Origin of the sequence: Tautonia marina, from assembly GCF_009177065.1 — a bacterium.
In the GTDB taxonomy this organism is placed as follows: Bacteria; Planctomycetota; Planctomycetia; order Isosphaerales; family Isosphaeraceae; genus Tautonia; species Tautonia marina.
Map to the genome: position 1 here is coordinate 62014 of NZ_WEZF01000001.1, position 22104 is coordinate 84117.

14 protein-coding genes are annotated in these 22104 nt (G+C 66.9%); 10 read left to right on the plus strand and 4 right to left on the minus strand.

Going from position 1 to position 22104, the window contains the following annotated elements:
* The first annotated feature begins 34 nt into the window (after positions 1–34).
* Together tilS and GA615_RS00320 are read left to right on the plus strand one after the other, a co-directional pair.
* Positions 35–1450 (plus strand): tRNA lysidine(34) synthetase TilS, encoded by a 1416-nt coding sequence (tilS, locus tag GA615_RS00315; protein ID WP_152049270.1) that lies wholly within the window; start codon positions 35–37, stop codon positions 1448–1450.
* A gap of 152 nt (positions 1451–1602) precedes the next feature.
* Entirely contained in the window at positions 1603–1935 is a 333-nt protein-coding gene (locus tag GA615_RS00320; protein WP_152049271.1) for a hypothetical protein, read from the plus strand.
* A 26-nt stretch (positions 1936–1961) separates the two neighbouring features.
* On the opposite strand, the gene GA615_RS00325 is transcribed toward GA615_RS00320, so the two are convergent.
* Positions 1962–2816, minus strand: coding sequence for an SIR2 family NAD-dependent protein deacylase (locus GA615_RS00325; RefSeq protein WP_152049272.1), 855 nt, complete (start codon positions 2814–2816; stop codon positions 1962–1964).
* 196 nt (positions 2817–3012) lie between these two features.
* Between GA615_RS00325 and GA615_RS00330 the strand changes: the two genes are divergently transcribed.
* Together GA615_RS00330 and GA615_RS00335 are read left to right on the plus strand one after the other, a co-directional pair.
* Positions 3013–3516 (plus strand): hypothetical protein, encoded by a 504-nt coding sequence (locus GA615_RS00330; RefSeq protein ID WP_152049273.1) that lies wholly within the window; start codon positions 3013–3015, stop codon positions 3514–3516.
* A gap of 143 nt (positions 3517–3659) precedes the next feature.
* Positions 3660–4031, plus strand: coding sequence for a DUF2237 family protein (locus GA615_RS00335; RefSeq protein WP_152049274.1), 372 nt, complete (start codon positions 3660–3662; stop codon positions 4029–4031).
* A 154-nt stretch (positions 4032–4185) separates the two neighbouring features.
* Here GA615_RS00335 and GA615_RS00340 read toward each other — a convergent pair whose 3' ends face one another.
* Entirely contained in the window at positions 4186–4749 is a 564-nt protein-coding gene (locus GA615_RS00340) for a hypothetical protein (protein ID WP_152049275.1), read from the minus strand.
* 38 nt (positions 4750–4787) lie between these two features.
* On the opposite strand from GA615_RS00340, the gene GA615_RS27290 reads away from it, so the two are divergent.
* The 3 genes from GA615_RS27290 to GA615_RS00350 all read left to right on the plus strand — a co-directional run bounded on the left by GA615_RS27290 (position 4788) and on the right by GA615_RS00350 (position 12845).
* Positions 4788–4949 carry a hypothetical protein gene (locus tag GA615_RS27290; protein ID WP_161602078.1) on the plus strand — a complete coding sequence of 54 codons (162 nt, stop codon included), beginning with the start codon at positions 4788–4790 and terminating at the stop codon, positions 4947–4949.
* Positions 4950–5031: 82 nt separating this feature from the next.
* Positions 5032–9597 (plus strand): AsmA-like C-terminal region-containing protein, encoded by a 4566-nt coding sequence (locus GA615_RS00345; protein WP_152049276.1) that lies wholly within the window; start codon positions 5032–5034, stop codon positions 9595–9597.
* Between the two features lie 305 nt (positions 9598–9902).
* Positions 9903–12845 carry an FG-GAP-like repeat-containing protein gene (locus tag GA615_RS00350; RefSeq protein WP_152049277.1) on the plus strand — a complete coding sequence of 981 codons (2943 nt, stop codon included), beginning with the start codon at positions 9903–9905 and terminating at the stop codon, positions 12843–12845.
* 15 nt (positions 12846–12860) lie between these two features.
* On the opposite strand, the gene GA615_RS00355 is transcribed toward GA615_RS00350, so the two are convergent.
* Both GA615_RS00355 and GA615_RS00360 read right to left on the minus strand, forming a co-directional pair.
* Positions 12861–13661, minus strand: coding sequence for a protein-L-isoaspartate(D-aspartate) O-methyltransferase (locus GA615_RS00355; RefSeq protein WP_201750064.1), 801 nt, complete (start codon positions 13659–13661; stop codon positions 12861–12863).
* A gap of 99 nt (positions 13662–13760) precedes the next feature.
* Positions 13761–15434, minus strand: coding sequence for a LamG domain-containing protein (locus tag GA615_RS00360; protein WP_152049278.1), 1674 nt, complete (start codon positions 15432–15434; stop codon positions 13761–13763).
* 403 nt (positions 15435–15837) lie between these two features.
* On the opposite strand from GA615_RS00360, the gene GA615_RS00365 reads away from it, so the two are divergent.
* The 3 genes from GA615_RS00365 (at position 15838) to GA615_RS00375 (ending at position 22086) form a co-directional block, all read left to right on the plus strand.
* On the plus strand, positions 15838–18942 hold the full coding sequence (locus GA615_RS00365) for a PSD1 and planctomycete cytochrome C domain-containing protein (RefSeq protein ID WP_152049279.1): 3105 nt from the start codon (positions 15838–15840) through the stop codon (positions 18940–18942).
* Positions 18943–19095: 153 nt separating this feature from the next.
* The gene (locus GA615_RS00370) at positions 19096–20532 is read left to right on the plus strand and encodes a DUF1501 domain-containing protein (RefSeq protein ID WP_152049280.1); all 1437 of its coding nucleotides are present in this window, start codon (positions 19096–19098) and stop codon (positions 20530–20532) included.
* A 180-nt stretch (positions 20533–20712) separates the two neighbouring features.
* Entirely contained in the window at positions 20713–22086 is a 1374-nt protein-coding gene (locus GA615_RS00375; protein ID WP_152049281.1) for an enolase C-terminal domain-like protein, read from the plus strand.
* Positions 22087–22104 lie beyond the last annotated feature (18 nt).

The window sequence follows — 22104 nt, forward strand, 5'->3', positions numbered from 1 at the left end:
TGCCGGGCCAGAACCGACCCCAGGGGAGGGGACCATGACGACCGACCCTGTCTTCGCCGTTCGCCATCGAGTCCGATCGTTCCTCGGCCGATGGCGGCGCAGGACGGAAGGCTCGGGGATCGTCCTCGCCGTCTCGGGAGGGGGCGATAGCGTGGCGCTGTTACGGGCATCGTGCGAGGTGGCGCAGGATCTCGGCCTGCGGCTGTCCGTTGCCCACTTGCACCACGGAGCCCGCGCCGAGGAGGCCGACCGCGATGCCCAGTTCGTAAGCGAACTGGCCGATCGCCTCGGTCTGCCCATGGATCTGGGCCACTGGCGGCCGGAGCGTCTTGCCCATTTCGAGGCCGACGCGAGGCAGGCCCGCTACGGGTGGCTCCTCGACATCGCCCGGCAACGCTCGGCCGAGGCCGTGGCCGTCGGCCACACGAGTGACGACCAGGCCGAAACAGTCCTCCACCGGATCATTCGGGGCACGGGCGTTCGAGGACTGGCGGGCATTCCTCCGCGCCGACGATTGGCCGAGGGGATCGAGCTGATCCGCCCCTTGCTGACGACCTCTCGCGACGAGGTCCGGGCGTATCTGAATGCCCTGGGCCAGCCCTGGCGAGACGACTCAAGCAACGCCGATCCGAACCGAACGCGGACCTTGATCCGCCTCGAAATGCTCCCGAGGCTCGCCACGATCAACCCGAAGGTGACCGAGGCCCTGATCCGGCTCGCTCAGAGCAGCCGAGACGCCGCCCGAGAGGCCGAACGGCAGGCGGCAGGGCTGGCCCGAGCCGTGGTGGTGACGGTTGAGCCGTTCGAGATCACCCTGCGACGCGATCGACTGGCCGGCCTCCCCCGGTCGGTTCGGACCGAGATTCTTCGAATCGTCTGGCGGCGGGCCGGTTGGCCCGAACGGGCGATGTCGAGTGATCGCTGGCGGCGCATGGCGGCCCTGGTCACCCGCGATCACGGGCGGTACGCGATCGGGGCCGGGGTCGATTTGCTGCTGAGTCCCGATCGAGTTCGGCTCGTTCCTCAGGCTCCGGTTGAAGCTCCCGTCATTCCCCCCGCGTCGGCCACCTTACCGATTCCTGGAACCGAGGTTTGGGCCGATTGGCGCATCGTGGCCGAGATCGACCCCGGCCCCGAGGTTCCCAGCGACGAACGCATCGATCTCGACGCGGTGGACCCGTTCCTCGATGCCTCGGGGGCGCATCTGGTCATCAGCGCTCCGCTGCCGGGCGACCGCTTCGCGCCGCTCGGCATGGGGGGGCGATCGATGACCCTGACCGACTTTCTGCGGGGCCGACGCATTCCCCTGGCGGATCGCGGGCGGGTGCCCGTGGTCCGAGATCGTCGCGGGGTGATCTGGGTCGTCGGCCACCGGATCGCCGATCGGGTCCGTCGCACCCAGGGAACCACGCGGCTGCTTGGCCTGCGCTGCGAGGCGGCCCGACGGTGATCGGAAACGACACCTGGGCCGCTCGGTTCCGATCGTTCCACAAATCCTCGCTCAAATCATTTTTTTGGAATCGGCGCTCCTGGATCGGTACGATGCAAAGAGGCATCGAGGCCGGTTCGGGGGAAGGGCTCCATCTGGGGAGGATCACGCGCGTGGGATGGTTTGGATTCGGAAAGAAGACGACCTACATCGTCGCCGTCTCGCACGAAGGGCCCAACCGCCTTCGGCTCAACGGAAATCACTGCCGGGGCGCCCAGTTCAAGCGCAATGCCGCCGCTCACGGTCAGACGGTGCTGTGGATGGAACTGACCACCGGAGGCGGTCGGATCGATCAAGGGCTCGGCCCTTCCGCGTCTCGTCTCGATTCGAAGGAGCTGGAACGCCTTCAGCGCGACGTTCCCCTTTCGATGGCGTTCAAAGCGATCGTCGAGGAGCTTGACGCCGGCCAGGAGCAGGCGAGCAAGTGGTACAAGCGGGGCGATTGATCGGCCCCGACCGGTCGGGGCGCCGATTACCGGAGTCTCGCCAGCCGACGATCGATGGCGTCGAGCCCCTCCGCGGCCCCCAGCGGCAGCCCGATGTGGCCGAGGGGGACCTCTGGCGCCCGGGGGTTCAAGCGGATGAGCGTACCTCCGAGCTGCTCGGCGGTGCGCTCGCAGAGGGATCGGATGGTCGAGATCGCCGTTCCAGCCCCGCATTCAACCACCACGATCGGCCCCGCGTCGATCACGGTCGAGAGCCACGCCCCGAACCGCCGCTCCTGGGCGTCGGTGAGCGAAGCATCCCAGTCAAAATCGCCAAACATTAAGATGTTTGGGCGCGCGATGCCGTGGCATCGCGGGCATTGGGGCAACGGCTCGGCGGCCCGAAGCTCCTCCATGTCGATCATCAGGGGAGTCGGGTCGGCGTCGAACAGATCGGCCCCGCACGAGGAGACGCACTGGAAGACGTCGATCCGGCCGTGGCATTCGACCAGACGATCGGCCGGGAACCCGGCGCGCTGAAACTGCCCATCGACGTTCGACGTGACCACGAAGCCTCCCCCGGCCATCTGCTCCATCCACCGCCGCAAAATGGCGAAACCGGGGTGTGGAGTCGTCGCACGATAAAGGTTCAGCCGGTGTCCGTAGAAGCCCCAGGCGAAGGCCGGATCGTGGCGGAACCATCGGGGATTGGCCATCTCGGCGAAGCTCAGGCCGAGGCGCTCGGCCATCGGGTAGGCTCGCCAGAAACCTTCCCGGCCGCGGAAGTCGGGCAGGCCCGAATCGACTCCCATGCCTGCGCCGGCACCGATGACCAAGGCTCGGGCCGAGGCCACCGCCTCGGCCGCTCGCTGAATCAGATCGTTTGCTTGGGGCGTCGTCATTGAGGGGTTGCTCCTTCCCGGGGCATCTCCCACCCAGTCCAACGATGATCCTCGGATCGGGTGGGCTGATTGGGCTGGTCGTGGCGATTGGGGGCGAGTGTGTCGATCGGGTTTGAGTTTGAATTTGACGAGAAAGAGGCGGGGTCGGGTAAACTTGGGGGATTGTCGCAAATCACTGCTCCTGGAGAAGATCGAAATGGCGACGGCATCCCCCCGCAATGCCGCGGTGACCAAGACCAGTTTTGCCCGAGCGTACCTCGGCGACCATCCGAAGGCCGGATATCGGGCCGTCAATCAGGCCTGGAACGAGGCCGGGCATGACGGGTCGATCAGCGAAACCCTGGTCCACCGGATGCGGGCGAAGCTGGGTTTGACCGGTAACCTCCGGCCGACCCGACCTGCCAAGCCCTCGGCCTCCGCGTCCAGGCCCGAGGCCGCGACGCTCGCCACTCCCTCGAAATCGAAGGCGAAACGGGGCCGCCCCCGGAACACCCCGGCCGCCGCCAGGCCAGCACCAACCCCCGCCCCCTCGCCGTCCGAGCCTCGATCGTCGTCGGCAACGCCGAAGGTCCTTTCCGCCGTGTCGCTGGAAGCCGAGTTCGACCGCCTGCTCTTTCAGATCATCGATCAAGGAATGCCCGAGGTCGAGGAGGCGATCCGAACCGCCCGACGCCTGTTCGTACTCCATCACGGACGCTGAGGACTCCTGAACCACGCCCCGCAAAGGGCTCCGGTCGGTTCTGGGGTTTCGACGCCTCTGCCCTGATTGGCTACGATACTCGTATCGAACCGCTCCCCGACGGGGCGGCAAGGGATCGGGGATCAGAGGGGAGAGCGACCGCGATGGCCAAGAACGTCCTGGGAAGCAATCTGGAGTCGTGCAGCCTGGACCCCGTGACCGGTTTCTTCCGGGACGGCTGCTGCCACACGGGTGCCGACGACATCGGCCTGCATCTGGTCTGCGCCGAGATGACGGGCGAGTTCCTCGAATTCTCGAGACGCCGAGGGAACGACCTGAGCACCCCGATGCCCCAGTACGGCTTCCCCGGCCTGAAGCCGGGCGACCGCTGGTGCCTCTGCGTCGAGCGCTGGAAGGAGGCGCTCGAGGCCGGGATGGCTCCCTCCGTCGTGCTGGAAGCCACGCATATCTCGGCGCTGGAGTTCGTCTCGATCGAGGAGCTGAAGGCCCACGCGATTGACGTGGACGTGGATTGACCTCGCCTGGCGAGGCGGAGCAAGGGGGCCCTCGCCCGGGGAAGTCGTGCGTCCGGACTCGGAGATGCCACGGGATGTCGCTCCGAGTCCGCGGGTTTGATCGAACTGGTGGTCATGCGCAACGGCCGCCCCGCGGCGATTGGCGGCGAAGACCTTACCGGACCACAACCTCCGGATAGGGGCGGGCGTGAAGGACCTGCCATTCCGTAATCCGGCCGCGGGTCCGTTCGATGCCCTCGAAGTAGCGTTCGACCCGGATCGCGATGCGGTATGTTCCTGGCGGGCAGGGGAGCGTCAACGGGGCCACTTCGTTGATGTGCAGCCGATCGCCCGGCGTGAACGGCGGCGAGGTCCATGACCCGAGCGGTTCGGGAGGCGCGTCGCGTTCCTCGTCCTCGCCTCGGGACGATCGAGCCTCGAAGAAGCGGACGTTCAACCGGTGGGGGGCGTCGGCGAAGGTGTTCGTCGTCTTGATTTGGTAGCGAATCGGTATGCTGATCGAGCCTTGGACACGCGTCAATCGAGAGGGGCCGCGCTCGTTGAGGCTCGGAATGTCGACGGCGGCGCGACCGTACGACGGGGGCAGGTCGAACGGCGTCATCTTCCGGATCTCGCCTTCTGCCCGAGCGGCTCGGGCCGCCGGGTCGGCCATGATGAGCGATGTCACCACCGACACGCAACACAGGCCACAGAGGGTAAGTGCAACACGTTGTCTCATGAGGGGCCTCCTGTTTTCTTGTGTGTCGATCGTCAGAAGTGAGTGGTCGCATAATCGCAAGCGTCACCGGGTCGCTCAACATCCTGCCGGATTGGAAGACCAGCGGCGACGCCTCGCCCGACCTGGGCCCGGCGTTGCGATTGACCGGCCGGGAGGTCGGGGCTAAGATGCCGGCCCGCCTGGGACGCGCCGGCCGTTGACGAGATCGGACTGGAACTCCACCCATCCTCTTGGACCCGATCCCGCCGCCCCGGCCTCCGAGGGGTGGCCTTCGAGCGTACCATGCCCGAATCGACGAGACGATCGCGCTGGACCCGGTACGCGATCGTGCCGATGATCGTGCTCGTGGGTCTGGCCTTGCGGCTGCTGGCGGCCGGAGCGGTGCAGCTTTACGCCCAGCAGAAGGGCGTGCTTTGCATCTTCGGCGACACGGGAATCTACTGGTATCTGGCCGAGGCGATCCGGACCGGTTCGCCGTACGTCGTGAATCAGTGGGACGTGCCGCACTACGCGCTGCGGACCCCCGGCTATCCGGCCTTTCTGGCCCTCTGTCAGATCCTGTTCGGCCCCGATGCGGCCTTGGGGGCTCGGGTTTCGCAGGCGGTGCTGGGGGCGGGCGGAGTGGCGGTCGTCTATGCCCTGGTGCTCGCCCTCTGGCGGCGGGGAGACGAGCACGACCGTCGCCGGGCACGGCGGGTGGCGATCCTGGCGGCCACGCTGGCGGCCGTCGAGCCGTACTCGGTGGCCCTCTCGGGGCTCTTGCTGTCCGAGGGGGTGTTCGTCCCGTTGATGCTGCTGTCCCTCTGGGGCCTGGCGGTCCTCTGGCGGCCGGGTCCGAAGGTTCGGGAGCAGGACGCGGCCCATACGTCTCAGGATGAGGTTCCGCACTCGCTCGCCTGGCACGGGCCGACACCAGGGCCGGGGCCGTTTGGCTCGCTCGTCGTGGCCGTTCTCACCGGTCTGGCGATCGGCGCGGCCTTGCTCGTGAGGCCGTCGTGGGCGGTCTTCCTCCCCCTGGCCCTGCCGGCCTGGGTGCTGTTCGAGCGCTCGAAGCGGGCGGTCGGGCTGGCGGCGGTCGTCGTCCTGACGGTCGCCGCGGTGATGGCGCCGTGGTGGATGCGCAATGCCCAGGTTGTCGGCAAGTTCGTGCCGACGGCGCTCTGGGTCGGGGCCAGCCTGTACGACGGCCTCAGCCCCGAGGCGACCGGCTCCAGCGACATGAGCTTCCTGGACGACCCCGAGATCCGGGTGCTCGACGAGGTTTCGCAAGATACCGAGCTACGCCGCCGGGCGATCGCCTTCGCCCGAGAGAACCCGCAACGAGCGTGGGAACTGGCGGCGATCAAGCTCGGACGCTTCTGGAGCCCCTGGCCGAACGCCGATGAGTTGTCGGCCCCCGGCGTCGGAGTGCTCAGCGGGGTGGTGACGATCCCGGTCTTCCTTCTGCTGATCGTTGGGCTTTGGGACCGACGGAAGGACCCGAGAACCTTGGTCCTGCTCGGGGGAACGGTCCTCTGCTTCTGCCTGCTGCACATGGTCTTCGTCAGCTCGATCCGCTACCGCTTGCCAGGGATGGTGCCGGCGATGGGGCTGGCGGCGGCGGGCCTGATGCGGATGGTCGGCGGGCGGTTCGGGCACGATACGAAGAAGATGATCGCCTGGTCGGTCATCTTGCCGGTTGCGGTGTTCATCGGAGGCGGCTGGTACGCCGCCGGGCACGCGACCGACGGCGCCGAGCTGGCCCGCCTGGTCGAGCGGGAGTCGTTGCGGCTCTTGCCCGACTCGAAGGTGAGCGTCGGCCGGGTCCGCCTCCGACCGTTTACCGGCTCAGCGACACTGGAGCAGGTGCGGGTTCACCAGGGAATCGAGACCTTGCCGGGACCGACGATCGAGGTTGGCTGGCTACGGCTGACCTTCGACGTGGCCGCCCTCTTGCAGCAGCGGTTCGAGGCCCGCGAGGTGATCGTCGCGCAGCCGACCCTGCGCCTCGGGCGCCGGGACGACGGCACCTGGAACCTGGAAGGGTTTCTGGCCGACCCCTGGCCGTTGCCCCCTCCCGAGGTCTTGCCGAAGGTCCTGATCCGCAACGGCAAGATCCTGTTGAGCGATTCGAAAGGGACAATGAGCCTGCTCCGGGATGTCGTGCTGACGATGACCCCGCAAAGCTCGACCACCTATGCCATCGAAGGCACCGCCCGGGGAGACGGCTTCGAGCGGCTCGACCTGGCCGGAACCTTCAACGTCAGAACTCGCCGCGTGACCCTGGCCGGCAGCGAGCTGATTCGCCTGGAGCTGGGAGAGAGCCTCCGCAGCCGGTTGCCCGAGGAGTTGCATCCGAGCTACGACCAGCTCGGCCTCTCGGCCGGGGAGCTGGACGTCCGCGTCCATCGCCTGGAAATCGACCCCGACGATCAGGAACAACCGCTGAAGGAGCACGAGCTGGACCTGCTCGTCCGATCCGCCAGCGTGAATGTGCCCGAATTTCCGTTTCCGTTGAACGAGGTCGAGCTGCTGGCGACCCTGCAAGACGGCACCTTGCTCGTCGATCACGCCCGGGGGACCAACGGCCGGACCATCGCCCGAGCCGCAGGCCGACTCGACGTGATGGACCCGATGGCCGGGCCGTTCGATCTCTTGATCGAAGTTACCGACCTGGAGTTCGACGACCGCTTGCGGAACAAGACCCCCGAGCATCTGCTTGGTCTCTGGGAAGAACTCCGCCCCGGAGGCCGAACGCACGCCTACGTGCGGGCCGTGCGGCGGAAGCCCGGCAGTCCGGTCGGGCTCGGCCTGACGCTCGACCTTCAAGGCGCGTCGATGACCCACGCCGCCTGCCCGTACCCGATCCGGCAGCTTTACGGCCGGGTCGTCTGGGAAGGGGACCGCGTGACGATCGCCCCGCCGGGCCTGACCACGATCATCGGCAACCGCCCGGCCCGATGCTGGGGAACGATCGACGAGGTGAGCTCCGATCCCGTCGTCTCGCTCGACTTCGAGCTGGGGGCCTTGCCGATCGACGAAACCTTGCTGGCCGCGCTCAATCCCGACGTCCGAGCCGTCCTGCACCAGTTCCAGCCCAAAGGAACCGTGCGCGTCGCCCACGCCCATCTCGACCGCCGTCCGGCCCCTCCAGGGAGCGACAAGAAGGAGATTGTCGAGCTGACCGCCGCCCTCGACCTGGGGGAACCGGCCGAGGCCGGCGGCTTCGCCTTCACCTGGGAGGGGATGCCCTACGCTATCACCAACGTCAAGGGGCGCCTGGTGATCATGCCCGACCACTGGGAGTTCCACGACCTGGTCGGCTACAACGGCCTGGCCCGGATCGAATGCCCCGATGGTTGGGTTCGCCAGGTCGGTCCGAACACGTTCGACGCCGAACTGGCCATGAGGGCCACGGACCTTCCCTTCGACGAACAGCTCCGGCTCGCCCTACCTCCAGAGTGGCAGGCGACCTGGAACCTTCTGAACCCGATGGGCAAGGCCACGCTCGACGCGGCCATCCAGGTCAAGGGAAACGAGAACCATACCAGGCTGGCGGTCCGGCCCGATCCCGGCACGTCGATCAGCCTGCGCTTCACCCCCGCCCCCGACGAGCCGGGCGGCCCCGACCCTCCTCCGCTGGAACTGCCGGCGATGGAGGCGATCGACGGCCTGTTCGTCTACGACGACGGCCTGGTGACGATGGACGACGTCTCGTTCCAGTTCCGAGGCTCTCCCGTCCGTTTTCGATCCGGGGCGGTGAACCTGGAGCCTGACGGCCGCTTCGGCCTCTCGGTCGATGACCTGCGCGTGGCCCGATTCCGGCTCGACGCCGAGCTGAGAAAGCTGATGCCCTCGGTCATGGCCGAGTTCGCCCGACGGCTCGACGAAAGCCCGGCCATCCCTTCGATGCGAGGCGATCTGCGGCTCGGCTGGTCGGGACAGCCGGGCGACCCCGCCTACGTCGAATGGGCCAACGGCCTGATCGTCCTCAACGGTCAGACGATCCGCACGAGCATCCCCCTGGAGGCGATTCACGGGCGGCTCGTCGATTTCGCCGGTCGCTTCGACGGCCGATCGCTCGGGCTGTCCGGCCTGATCGACCTCGATAGCCTGACGATCGCCGGTCAGCAGGTGACGCAGGTCCGCTCTCCGCTGGTGATCGACGGTCAGTCCGCTCGCCTCGAAGCGATCGAGGGAGACTTGCTCGGCGGTCGCCTGACCGGGCAGGTCGGCCTCGGCATGGACGAGCAGCCCGAGTACAACGCCACCCTGGCCGTTGCCAATGCCGACCTCGCCCGGTTCACCGCCTCGCTGCCCGGGAAGCAGAGCTTCCGGGGGTTGCTCTCAGGGATGATCACCTTCAGCGGGATCGGCAACGAGATGCGATCGGTCAGCGGTTCCGGAGACTTTCGCGTTTCCGAAGGAGACCTGGGCGATCTGCCCGTTGCCCTGCGGTTCTTCAAGGTCCTCAACACCTTGGAGATCGGCGCCCCGTCCAGTGAAACGGCCTTCGACACGGCCGAGGTCTCGGTCCGGATCGAGAACGGCCTGGCCTACCTCGATCCGATCCTCCTGACCGGCGACGCCATCAGCCTTCGAGGGGGCGGTACGATGGACCTGCGCGGTCAACTCGACCTGCGTTTGCGGATCATGTACGGCCGAGGCGGCTTCCGCATCCCCTTGCTCAGCGATGCCTTCCGCGAGGCCGGCGGCCAGATTGCCGACATCCGGGTGACCGGCCCGGCCTCCTTCCCCTTGTTCCGCCCCGAGGTCCTGCCCGGCGGTCAGTGGGTCTTGCGGACCCTCGGCTCAGGGATGTTCAACGCCAGCACTCGGGACGATCGCCCCTCGGTCTTCCGCCGCTGACGGAAAACCGCCGCAACTGGTCCCATCTGGCAATTCAGGCCGAACCGCGCTACGATCATGGTGTGCTCATCTTGCGAAAGCGGGAGGCGAACGTGCGCGGGTTTCGCCGGGATTTTTCGGGGTTCGCTGCGCATTTCTTTTAAATTCGGGAAGAATTGCGGCGCGGAATTCCCGATTCAGGGCGATCCGCATGGCGGCCTTGAACGCTGAGTGATCGACACCCAGGTGGCAACGTGTCTCGGCCTCTCCCTTGGGTGGATCGGGTCGGCACGGACCGTTTGATTGGTCGAGCGAGTGACGCGACGATGAATGTCGAGCCAACACGCCCGCGGCGGTGGGTGCTACGCGTCGCGGTCGGACTGGCGAGCGTGGCCGGGCTGATCGTCGTGATCCGCTGGAGCCTGACCCCCTCGGATGAGCGCCGATGGGAGGCGATTGAGCAGGCCGTGCAGCGGCAGCAATGGGACGACGCCGAGCGTCGGCTCGGCTCGTGGGTCGCTCGGCATCCGAACGACGCGCGAGCCTGGCTCCTGCGAGGGCAAGCGCTGACGAGTCTCGGTCGAGACGACGAGGCCCAGGCGGCCCTCGATCGGATTCCCGAGAACGACCCCGCCTGGCTTCAGGCCCAGATGGGCCTCGGCACGATCGCCATGCAGCGGCACGATCGCATTGAGGCCGAGCGCGCCTTCCGAGCCGTCATGGAGCGCGAACCAGAGGCGATCGAGCCGAAGGTCCGATTGCTCGGTCTGTTGCTCATCCAGCGCAGGCAGGAGGAGGCAAGGGCCTTGCTCTGGGATGTCTTCCGGCAGTCCGGCGACCCTCGCCAACTCGTCTCGCTCACCAACATTGCCCTGGAAGACCGCCATCAGGAAATCTTCCGCGACCTCGCCGGCGACGGCGACCGCCTGCGAAAGGAGCTGGAACCGTACCTTGATCGGTCGCCCAACGATCCCTGGCTGCGGCGAGGTCGGGGGCTTCTCCGCCTGGAGCAAGGGGACCCGGCCGGAGCGTTGGCCGATCTTGAATTGGCGAACCGGGTGATGGACGACGACCCCGCGGTCCGACTGGCCCTGGCCGAGTGCCGGATCGTGCTGGGAGCGTCGGATCAGGCGATCGAGGCCCTCGGCCCTCAGCCCGATCGGCCGATCGAGCAGGCCCGCTGGTGGATTCTCCGCGGCCTGGTTGAGCAGGATCGCCAGCGAGATGATGAGGCGATCGCCTGCTTTCGTGAAGCGGTCAAGGCCGATCCGGAGCACCTGGGCGCCCACTACCGGCTCGGCCGTGCCCTGGTCCGCGCCGGGCTCGACGCCGAGGCCGCTCCGATCCTCGATCAAGCCGAGGCGATCCGGGCTCGCATGATCGCCATGAAAACGCTTCTTGATGATCGGCTCGGCGATCTGAGGGACGCCGAGCCTTGCGTCGAACTCGCCCGCCTTTGCCTCGCATCGAGCATGCCCGTCGAGGCTCGGGCCTGGTTCGCGCACGCCAGCCGCGTCGATCCCTTCCATCGCGAGGCGCAGGAGGCGATTGCCCAGCTTGGCGAGGTGGTGCCCGAGGTTCCTAGAGTTCCTCGGCTGAAGCACGATCTCGTCGAGCAGCCGGAGCATGCCGAGACCGCCGATCAATCCTTGTCGATCTCCGGCGCTCGCTTCGTCGACGAGGCCACGAGCCGGGGGCTCATCTTCCCGTACGACAGTGGGGCTCAGGGGGACCTGTTCATCGCCGACATGATGGGCGGCGGCGTCGGCCTGATCGATTTCGACAACGATGGCTGGCTCGATGTCTACCTCGTCAACGGCTGCCCCTTACCCGTCGATCGGGAGCATCCGCCCGCGCCGAATCGACTGTTTCACAACACGGGTGATGGAATGTTTGTCGATGTGACTGCCTCGGCCGGGGTCGGTGGTCGAGGCTACGGCATGGGATGCGCGGTGGGCGACATCGACACCGACGGCTTTGACGACCTGTTCGTCACCGGGTTCGGCTCGACGGTCCTGTACCACAACAACGGCGACGGGACCTTCACCGACATCACCGAATCGGCCGGAGTTGGCTCCGATCGCTGGAGCACGGCCGCCGGGTTTGCCGACCTGGACCGCGACAGTGATCTCGACCTGTTCGTCGTCACCTACGTCGAGGCCGACCCAAGCACCGCCCCGGAGTGCCGCGATGCCTCGGGCCGTCGCATCCACTGTCCTCCCGGCCGGTTCCCTGCGCAGAAGGAGTTGCTCTTTCGCAACAACGGCGACCTGACCTTCACTGATGTCTCGGCCGAGGCCGGTGTGGAGCGTCCCGACGGTCAGGCGCTCGGCCTGGCGATTGCCGACTTCGACATCGATGGATGGCTCGATCTGTTCGTCGCCAACGACATCACCCCCGACTTTCTCTTGCTCAACCGGGGCGACCTGCGGTTTGAGGAGGTCGGCATTGCATCTGGAGCCGCCTTTGACGGTGCCGGTCGAGCGACGGCCAGCATGGGAGTGGTGGCCGACGACCTCGACGGCGACGGCTTGATCGACCTGTTCCACACCAACTTTCGCAACGAGCCGAACACCTTTTTGCGCAATCTGGGCGGTGGTCAGTTCGCCGACGCAACCTCCGGCTCGGGGCTCGACGGTCCAAGTTTGGCCGTCACCGGCTTCGGCGCCGTGGCCATCGACGCCGAGAACAACGGCACGCTCGATCTGTTTGTTGCCAACGGCCACGTGTTTGATCAACCCTGGATCAACCAGCCGATGGCCCAGCTTCCCCACTGGTACACAGGGAAGGGGAATGGCCGCTATCAGGTGGCAAGCCCTGAGTCAGTGGGCCCGTATTTTTCCCGAGCAGTTGTCGGCCGCGGTGTGGCCAGCGGCGACCTCGACAACGACGGCCGGGTGGACCTTGTGGTCGTGCATCGTGACGAGCCGGCGAGCCTTCTGCACAACGTCTCGCCCGATCCGGGCCACTGGCTCGGCGTGAAGTTGATCGGCTCGGCTTCAGGTCCCTTGCCGGTCGGGGCTCGGGTCGTTTGCCGGGCCGGTGATCGGACCCTCACTCGATGGCAAACCAGCGGCACGAGCTACCTGGCCTCGTCCGACCCCCGCCTCTGGTTTGGCCTCGGATCGGCCGAGGCGATCGAGGCGCTGGAGGTCCACTGGCCGTCGGGAACAATGCACCGCTTCGACGATCTTCCCGTCGATCGCATCGTCCAGATCCGCGAATCGGACGGGCGGATTGTCGAGGCGGTGCCAGGGCAAGCTCCCTGACGGTCGTCTTCGGAGTCAGCGGTCCTGATCGGTGTCGTGGCGGGCCTCGCCGGTCATGGGAACGAAGGAGACGGGGGCGATCGACTCGCGGGTGATCGTGCCGTCAAAGGCTTTCTCGATTCGAACCAGCTCCTGGCCGAACCCTTCCCCGACCGGAAGAATCAGCCGACCGCCAGGGGCGAGCTGTGCGATCAGGGGCCTGGGAATTTCTGGTGGAGAGGCGGCGACGATGATCAGGTCGAACGGGGCAGCCTCGGGCCAGCCTCGATACCCGTCGCCGTGCCGCACCTCGACATTGCGGTAGCCGAGTCGGGCGAGGCGTGCTCGGGCCGAATCGGCTAATTCTTCGTGAATCTCGATGCTGTAGACCTCATCGACCAGCTCGGCAAGCACGGCGGCCTGGTAGCCCGAGCCCGTGCCGACATCCAGCGCTCGATCTCCGGGTTGCGGGCGGGCGAGCTGGGTCATCAGCGCCACGATGTACGGCTGCGAGATCGTCTGATCCTTTTCGATCGGCAACGGTCGATCGGCGTAGGCCAGGTCACGATAATCCTCCGGAACGAACTCGTGGCGGGGGACTCGGGCCATCACCTCCAGCACCTGAGGGTCGTCGATATCTCGGGCGTGGAGCTGGCGATCGACCATGCTCGCGCGCTGCCGGGCGTACTCGTCGTCTCCTCCGGTGGGCGGGCCGTCACCCGAGGGGGGGCGGCCCGATTCCCCGGGGACGCAGGCCAGCACCGGTCCCAGGCTGATCAACCACCCGAGCAATCTCACAAACGACGGTTGGAAGGTCGCAAGGCTTGGAGCATTCATCGGAGGGCTCCTTACTCAACACAAAAGAACGCGACACTTCGGAATCGGAAGTCGATCGGTCAACATCTCGGCTCGTCTCGATGAGATTCGGTGGGGGAATCACGGAGACGCCAGACGCTCAATTTCCTCCTCTGCCAGCGCCCGACGGTGCAGGCGAACCTCGGCGAGCCGCCCCCGAAACGGTGCGTTCGGACCCGAGCCGATCCGCAAGGGCACCTCGGTCGAGAGGTCAAAGGCGCCGGAGCCGTCAATCGTCTCCGATGCGACGGGCCTGCCGTCAACGAACAGGCGGAGCGTCTCTCCCGATCGCACCGCCGCGACATGGTGCCAGCCGTCGGGGAAGGTCTGATTCCAGGAGGTCATCGCCCCGGCTCGGTAGGCAAAGACCTGACCCGAAGGCAAGGTCGAAACGAACAGGCGGCCGGCGTGCTCGGCCATCGTCCAGGCGCGGCGATAGACGACGTCGGGCGTCGTGTCGAGCTGGGTCAAGAGCCGCCAGTCCTGCCCCCCCTCGTATCGGTACACCTGGGCCAGCGGAAGCGACCCGGCCATCAATCGGCCGTTGTGGGGGAGCATGCCCATCACCTCCAATTCCTCGCCGAGGCGGCCCACATCGACCCAATCCCCTCGCTCGCCGAGTCGGTAAACCCGACCGCTTCGCCAGGTGCCCACATGTAACGACCCTTGATACACGGCAAGCGAATACGTTTGCGTGTTGATCTCCGGATCGCCGAGCGCTCCCAGGTCGGTCCAGGTCTGGCCGTCGAAGCGGTACACGTGACCCCGGTCGTAGCTGGTGGCGTACAGGAATCCGTCGAACGGAGCGATCGCCTCGACCCGTTTCCCGTCGGGAGTTTCCAACGCCGTCCAGGTGGTGCCCCCGTCATACCGGAAGAATCCGGCCGGAGCGTAGAGCGACCCGGCGTAGAGCTTCCCCTGGAAGACCACCAACCCGCTCACGGCGATTGAGCCGGGCAACGGGCCGCAATCGGTCCAGGTCGTGCCCCCTTCGTAGCGAAAGACCCGGCCGCCGGGCGTGTCGTTCGGCGACTCGGGCAGGCTCGACCCGGCCACCCGGTAGCGCCCGGTTCCCGCGTAAAGGTTCCCCTCAAAGACGGCCAGGCTCGTGACCGAGTTGCTGCCATCGGGTGCTCCGCAATCCACCCACTCCGAGCCCCCTTCGTATCGGTAGACATGGCCCGAGTCGTCCGCTCCTGGCTCGCAGGTCCCGGCGTAGAGCGCCCCGTCGTGCGAGGCCAGCGCGAAGGCGAGGAGCGTCCCGTCTCCCCCCGGCACGCCGACGGGGCTCCAGTCCGACTCTCGATCGTCGTCGATTCCGAATTGCAGGTGCCGATGGTTGGCCTGGCTGAAGGTCACCCCCGCGTTGGTCTTGATTCCGAGCATCAGGCCGCGCCGGGCGGCACGATCGTAGCGGCTGATCAGATCGCCGATCGGCGTATCGATATCACCTTCTGTGAACACCCAGGCCGAGAGGGTCACATCCTCATCGCCCAGATCCAGCGACGGATGCGAAGGGACGACCAGTCCGCCCCCATGCCCATCGAACTCCGCCGCGTGTCCGGGCTTACCGTCTCGGCCGGGAGCCTGGAGATCGACGTTCCCTTCGGCCTCGGCATGCAACCCGTTTCCCGAGTGATCTCGGAAATCCCCCGCGAGGGGCCAGTAGGCGACGAGGTCACGGTCGAGGGCGTCCGAATTCGGAGTCGAGAGCCCAAGGGCGGTCAACAGGCAGAAGATCCAGGCGGTCGTCATGGAACACGGTGCTCAATCAAAGGGGTGTCGGGGAAAGCCGTCCATTCCTTCCTGTATCGTCGTCGACGCGGGGCTCATTTGCAAAACTCTTGCGCGGGGCCGTATCGGTTCAATTTCCCTCGACGAACCAGGTTCCCCGCCGCGATGCCAGAGTGACGCAGCCCCCCAGGGTCGATTGACTGAGGGTTGAGTCTCGGCGATCGGACCGATACCATAAAGTGTGGCAATCTCGCCGTTGCCAGACGGCGAATCGAGCCGTGCCCCCCGCCTTTTTTCATTGAGACGTGCGCGCACCCCCGCCTTGGTCCGGAACGACGGCCAACGGGCTCCTGGCTGACCCGGAGTCCGCCGCACCTGTCGAACCGACCGAATTTCGAACCACGACGCTCGCGAGGTGACATCGATGACGAGCCGGCCCCGAACCCGCTGCCTTGGGCTCCTGGCCGTGCTGACAACGGCTCTCCCCGCCTCTGCCGTTGCCGACACGCCGATCGACTTCGCCCGGGACGTCCGGCCGATCCTCTCCGACACCTGCTTCCGCTGCCACGGGCCCGACGAGGCCGACCGCAAGGGTGGCTTGCGGCTCGACCTGCCCGGCGGCATGTTCGAGCCGACCCCCTCCGGTGGCGTCGCCGTCGTCCCCGGCAGCCTCGACGAGAGCGAGCTGCACTGGCGGATTACCTCCGACGACGACCTCGACCGCATGCCTCCGCCCGACTCGGGCAAGAGCTTGACCCCCGAGCAAATCGCCACCCTCAACGCCTGGATCGAGCAGGGGGCCCCGTTCGAACAGCACTGGGGCTTCATCCCCCCCGAGCAATCGGAATTGCCGAGCGTCTCCGACCCCGAGTGGTGCCGCAACCCGATCGACTTCTTCGTCCGCGCCCGGCTCGAAGCCGAAGGGCTCGAACCCTCTCCCGAGGCCGACCGTACCACCCTCATCCGCCGCCTCTCGCTCGACCTGATCGGCCTGCCGCCGACCCCCGAGGAGGTGGATGCCTTCGTCAACGACGAGTCACCCGATGCCTATGAGCATCTGGTGAATCGCTTGCTCGCCTCCCCCCATTACGGCGAGCGCTGGGGACGCCTCTGGCTCGACGCCGCCCGCTACGCCGATAGCGACGGCTACGAGAAGGACAAGGCCCGCTTCGTCTGGGCCTACCGCGACTGGGTCATCAACGCCCTGAACCGCGACCTGCCCTACGACCAGTTCGTCATCGAGCAGCTTGCCGGCGACCTCCTGCCCGACCCCACCCAGGATCAACTCGTTGCCACCGGCTTCCTGCGGAACTCGATGATCAACGAGGAAGGGGGCATCGATCCCGAACAATTCCGCATGGAAGCGATGTTCGATCGAATGGACGCCGTCGGCAAGGCCGTCCTTGGCCTGACGATCTCGTGCGCCCAGTGCCACACGCACAAGTACGACCCGATCTCGCACACTGAATATTACCGCATGTTCGCCTTCTTGAACAATGCGCACGAGTCGAACGTCGCCGTCTACCTGCCCGAGGAGCAGCGCCGGCGGGCCGAGATCTTCCAGCAGATCACCGCGATCGAGGACGACCTGAAGCACCGGACCCCCGACTGGCTCGACCGGATGCTCGCCTGGGAAGAGACCGTCCGCGACGACCAGCCCGAGTGGACCGTCGTTCGCCCGGAACTCGACGCCAGCGGTGGCCAGAAGCACTACCTGCTCGACGATGGCTCGATCCTCGCTGCCGGATACGCCCCCACGAAGCACACCACCGACTTCACCGTGAAGGTCGAATCGCCGGGCAAAATCTCCGCCGTTCGGCTCGAACTGCTCAACGATCCTGAACTCCCCAAGGGTGGCCCCGGCCGGTCGATCTTCGGCCTGTTCGCCCTCTCCGAGTTCAAGGTTGTCGCCTCCTCGATCGACGGCGAGCACGGCCCCCGCGAGGTCAAAATCGCCCGCGCCTCGGCCGACGTGAATCCTCCCGAGGCCGACCTCGACCCTGCCTTCGACGACCGCACCGACACCAAGCGCGTGACCGGACCGATTGCCTACGCCATCGACGGCAAGAACGAAACCGCCTGGACCACCGACATCGGCCCCGGCCGCAGCAACGTCCCGCGCAAGGCCGTCTTCGTCTTCGACGAGCCGATCGACTTCCCCGGCGGCGCCTCTCTCACCTTCCGCCTCGTCCAGATGCACGGCGGCTGGAACAGCGACGACAACCAGAACAACAACCTCGGCCGCTTCCGCTTCTCCGTCACCGACGCCCCCGACCCCTCGGCCGACCCGCTGCCCGCCCGCGTCCGGGAGATCCTGGCCATCGCCCCCGACGAACGCTCCCCCGCACAGGTCGCCGCCATCTTCTCGACCTGGCGCACCACCGTCCCAGAATGGGCCGAGGCGAACGAGGCGATCGAGGCCCTCTGGACAACCCACCCCGAAGGCGCCACCCAGCTTGTTCTCCAGTCCCGCGACACCCCCCGGATGACCCGACGGCTTGACCGCGGCGACTTCCTCAAGCCCGCCGAACCCGTCACCCCCGGCGTCCCCGAGGTGCTCCACCCCTTGCCGGATGAGGACGGATCACCCAACCGCCTCAGCTTCGCCCGCTGGCTCGTGGCTCGCGAGTCGCCGACGACCGCCCGATCGATCGTCAACCGCGTCTGGCAGACCTACTTCGGCACCGGCCTGGTCGCCACGTCCGAGGACCTCGGCTCGCAGGCCGCCCCGCCGAGTCATCCCGAATTGCTCGACTGGCTGGCCGTGTCCTTCATGGACAACGGCTGGAGCCTGAAGCAACTGCACCGTCAGATCGTCACCAGCGCGACCTACCGGCAGACCTCCTCGGCCAGCCCCGAGCGCTATGCCCAGGACCCCGACAACCGCCTGCTCGCCCGCGGCCCCCGGCACCGTGTTGATGCCGAGATCGTCCGCGACATCGCCCTGGCCGCCAGCGGCCTGCTCAATTCCGAGGTCGGTGGCCCGAGCGTCTTCCCGCCCGCCCCCGAGTTCCTCTTCCAGCCTCCGGCCAGCTACGGCCCGAAGGTCTGGAACACCGCCACTGGCCCCGACCGCTACCGGCGCGGTCTCTACACCTTCCGCTTCCGGTCGGTCCCGTATCCGGCCCTCGACGCCTTCGACGCCCCGCCGGGCGAATCGTCGTGCGTCCGGCGGACCCGGTCGAATACCCCGCTTCAGGCGCTCATCACCCTGAATGAGCCCGTCTTCCTCGAATCGGCCCGCGCCCTTGCCTGCCGCACGTTGCGCGAGGCCGGCGAGGCCGACGCCGATCGCCTCGCACACGCCTTCCGCCTCTGTGTCTCCCGAACCCCGACCGAGGCTGAGGCCGCCGTCCTGCTGGACCTGCTCGACCGCCAGACGGCCCGTTATGCCTCCGGTGACCTCGACCCCGCCGCCATGATCGCCGACGAGGCCCCGCCCGAAGGCATCTCCCCCGCGACCCTTGCCGGTTGGACCGCCGTGGCCCGCGTCTTGCTGAACCTCGACGAGACGATCACCAAGGAATAGGCCCTGGCATCGACAGATCGGAGGCGAAACAGGCCGAAGCCGGCCGAACGTCATCGCCCTTCATGCCTGGCCCGTCCGCCTCGCTCGTCCCAGTCCTGCCTACTGCCTACTGCCTACTGCCTACTGCCTACTGCCGCCTCTGGAGACCTTCCCGTGAACTGCCAGTCCCATCAGTACCGCCACCTGGATCCGTCGCAGGTCAGCCGGCGCTGGTTCCTCCAGCAGTGCGGGGTCGGGCTTGGTTCCGTGGCCCTCGGCCACCTGCTCGCACAGGAAGGGTACGCGAAGACCCAGGTCGCGGCCGACCCCCTCGCGCCGAAGACGCCGCACTACGCGCCGAAGGCCAAGAACGTCATCTTCCTGTTCATGGCCGGCGGCCCGAGCCACCTGGAGATGTTCGACAACAAGCCGACCCTGGCCGAGTTCGACGGCACCTTACCCCCTCCCGAACTGCTCGAAGGCTACCGCGCCGCGTTCATTAACCCGAACTCGAAGCTGCTCGGCCCCAAATTCAAATTCGCCCGTTACGGTGAGAGCGGCGCCGAGATTTCCGAGCTGCTGCCGCACACCGCCAAGGTGGCGGATGATCTCTGCATCGTTCGATCGATGGTCGGCGACGCCTTCAATCACGCCCCGGCCCAGATCCTCATGAGCACCGGCGCCCAGCAGTTCGGCCGCCCGAGCCTCGGGGCCTGGACCTGTTACGGCCTCGGCTCCGAGTCGAAGGACTTGCCCGGCTACGTCGTCTTCAGCTCCGGCTCGAAGGGGCCGAGCGGCGGTAACGCCAACTGGGGGAGCGGCTTCCTGCCCACGGTCTACCAGGGGGTCCAGTTCCGCACCGGCGGCGAGCCGGTCCTCTACCTCTCCAACCCCGACGGCGTCGACGACCACCTTCAGCGCGACTCGCTCGACGCCATCTCCACCCTCAACCGCATGCGGCTTGATGAAACCGGCGACCCCGAGATCGCCACCCGCATCAATGCCTTCGAGATGGCCTACCGGATGCAGTCGAGCGCTCCGGAGTTGATGGACGTCGCATCCGAGCCCGAGCATATCCTCAACCTCTACGGCGCTGAGCCCGGCAAGCCCTCCTTCGCCAACAACTGCCTGCTCGCCCGCCGCCTGGTCGAGCGCGGGGTCCGCTTCGTCCAGCTCTTTCACGAGGCCTGGGACCAGCACGGTAACCTCGTCGGCGACCTGAAGAAGAACTGCGCCAACACCGACCAGGCCTGCGCTGCCCTGATCACCGACCTGAAGCAACGTGGATTGCTCGACGACACCCTCGTCATCTGGGGCGGCGAGTTCGGCCGCACCCCAATGGTCCAGGGCGGCTCCGACGGCCGCGACCACCACCCCAACGCCTTCACCATGTGGCTCGCCGGCGGCGGCATCAAGGGCGGCCAGACCTTCGGCACCAGCGACGAACTCGGCTTCTCCGTCGCCGAGAACCCCGTGCACGTCCACGACCTGCATGCCACCATCCTGCACCTCCTCGGCTTCGACCACACCAAGCTCACCTTCCGCTTCCAGGGCCGCGACTTCCGCCTCACTGATGTCCACGGCCGGATCGTCACCGACTTGATCGCGTGAGCAGGCTCGGGTATGGAGGAACGCTCCCACGGAGTCGGAAATCGAAATGAGCCACGGATGAAACACGGATAGAAATCAAAGAAAATCGAAGAGTTTGGGCGTTACTGCCTTCGCAATCAAAAACTCTTATTTCTCATCTGTGTTTCATCCGTGGCTCAATATCTTCCCCGGAGCCTCCCCATGCAACGACGTGACTGGCTCGGCTCGGTCCTCGCCGGCGCGGGTGCCGGCGTCTTCGCCTCAGCCCCCTCGGCAATTGCCGACGATCACCACCGTGGCCGCCATCATGATCACGGTCACGCCCCCGGCTCGGAGCAACTCGCCGACCTGAAAATTCGAGACGTCCGCGCCATCCTCACCGCCCCGGCCGGCATCCGACTCGTCGTGGTCAAGGTCGAGACCGATCAGGACGGCTTGTATGGTCTCGGCTGCGCGACCTTCACCCAGCGAGCCCGGCTCGTCGCGGCGGCGGTTGATCAATTTCTCAAGCCCTTTCTCGTCGGCAAGAGTCCGCTGGACATTGACGACGTCTGGCAGTCGGCTCATCTCAGTTCCTACTGGCGACACGGCCCGGTCCTGAATAACGCGCTCAGCGGTGTTGATATGGCTCTCTGGGATATCCTCGGCAAGGTCGCCGGGATGCCCGTGCATCGCCTCTTCGGCGGCAAGTGCCGCCAGAAGGTGCCGACCTATCGCTCCGTCCGCGGCGAGACGCCCGAGGAGGTCGAGGACGCCGTCCGATCCCTCATGGAACAAGGCCAGCGCCACGTCCGCATCCAGTACGGCGGCCGATCCGGCGGCGCCAGCACCTACGGCGTCCGCACCGGAGCCATCGACGAGTCCCAGCCCGAGAACCGCCGCACCGTTGCCTTCGACCCCGTCGCCTACGCCCGAGAGGTCCCCCGCCTGTTCGAGCACATCCGCTCCACCATCGGCGACGACATCGAACTCTTGCACGACGTCCACGAGCGCATCCCGCCCATCCAGGCCATCCGCCTCGTCAAGGCGGTCGAGCCCTTCCGCCCCTTCTTCATCGAGGATCCGTTCAGCCCCGAAGATGCCGATTACTTCACGCATCTCCGCGCCCAGTCGGCCGTGCCGATCGCGATGGGGGAACTGTTCACGAACCCCCGCGAGTGGATGCCCCTCGTCACCGATCGCCTCATCGACTTCATGCGCATCCACATCTCCATGATCGGCGGCCTGACCCCCGCCCGCAAGGTCGCCTCCCTCTGCGAGTTCTTCGGCGTCCGAACCGCCTGGCACGGCCCCGGCGACCTCTCCCCCGTCGGCCACGCGGCGAACGTTCACCTCGACCTCGCCGTGCCCAATTTCGGCATCCAGGAAGGCCGCGTCTTCTCCCAGGCCGAGCAGGACGTCTTCCCCGGCTGCCCCGAACTGATCGACGGCGCCTTCCAGCCGATCGACCGCCCCGGCCTCGGTGTCGACCTCGACGAATCCCTCGCCGCCCGCTTCCCCATCGGCGACGATCCCCCCTTCGACATGCACTGGGGCAACCTCCGCCTCGACGACGGCACTGTCATCCGCCCCTGACCCCGCTTCCCCCCGCGC

Excerpts from the sequence above, each read along its gene's own strand:
- GA615_RS00335 (WP_152049274.1), top strand. The coding sequence starts at position 3,660 with ATGGCCAAGAACGTCCTGGGAAGCAATCTGGAGTCGTGCAGCCTGGAC.
- GA615_RS00345 (WP_152049276.1), top strand. The coding sequence starts at position 5,032 with ATGCCCGAATCGACGAGACGATCGCGCTGGACCCGGTACGCGATCGTG.
- GA615_RS00375 (WP_152049281.1), top strand. The coding sequence starts at position 20,713 with ATGCAACGACGTGACTGGCTCGGCTCGGTCCTCGCCGGCGCGGGTGCC.
- GA615_RS00350 (WP_152049277.1), top strand. The coding sequence starts at position 9,903 with ATGAATGTCGAGCCAACACGCCCGCGGCGGTGGGTGCTACGCGTCGCG.
- GA615_RS00355 (WP_201750064.1), bottom strand. The coding sequence starts at position 13,661 with ATGAATGCTCCAAGCCTTGCGACCTTCCAACCGTCGTTTGTGAGATTG.
- GA615_RS00360 (WP_152049278.1), bottom strand. The coding sequence starts at position 15,434 with ATGACGACCGCCTGGATCTTCTGCCTGTTGACCGCCCTTGGGCTCTCG.
- tilS (WP_152049270.1), top strand. The coding sequence starts at position 35 with ATGACGACCGACCCTGTCTTCGCCGTTCGCCATCGAGTCCGATCGTTC.
- GA615_RS00325 (WP_152049272.1), bottom strand. The coding sequence starts at position 2,816 with ATGACGACGCCCCAAGCAAACGATCTGATTCAGCGAGCGGCCGAGGCG.
- GA615_RS00330 (WP_152049273.1), top strand. The coding sequence starts at position 3,013 with ATGGCGACGGCATCCCCCCGCAATGCCGCGGTGACCAAGACCAGTTTT.
- GA615_RS00340 (WP_152049275.1), bottom strand. The coding sequence starts at position 4,749 with ATGAGACAACGTGTTGCACTTACCCTCTGTGGCCTGTGTTGCGTGTCG.
- GA615_RS00365 (WP_152049279.1), top strand. The coding sequence starts at position 15,838 with ATGACGAGCCGGCCCCGAACCCGCTGCCTTGGGCTCCTGGCCGTGCTG.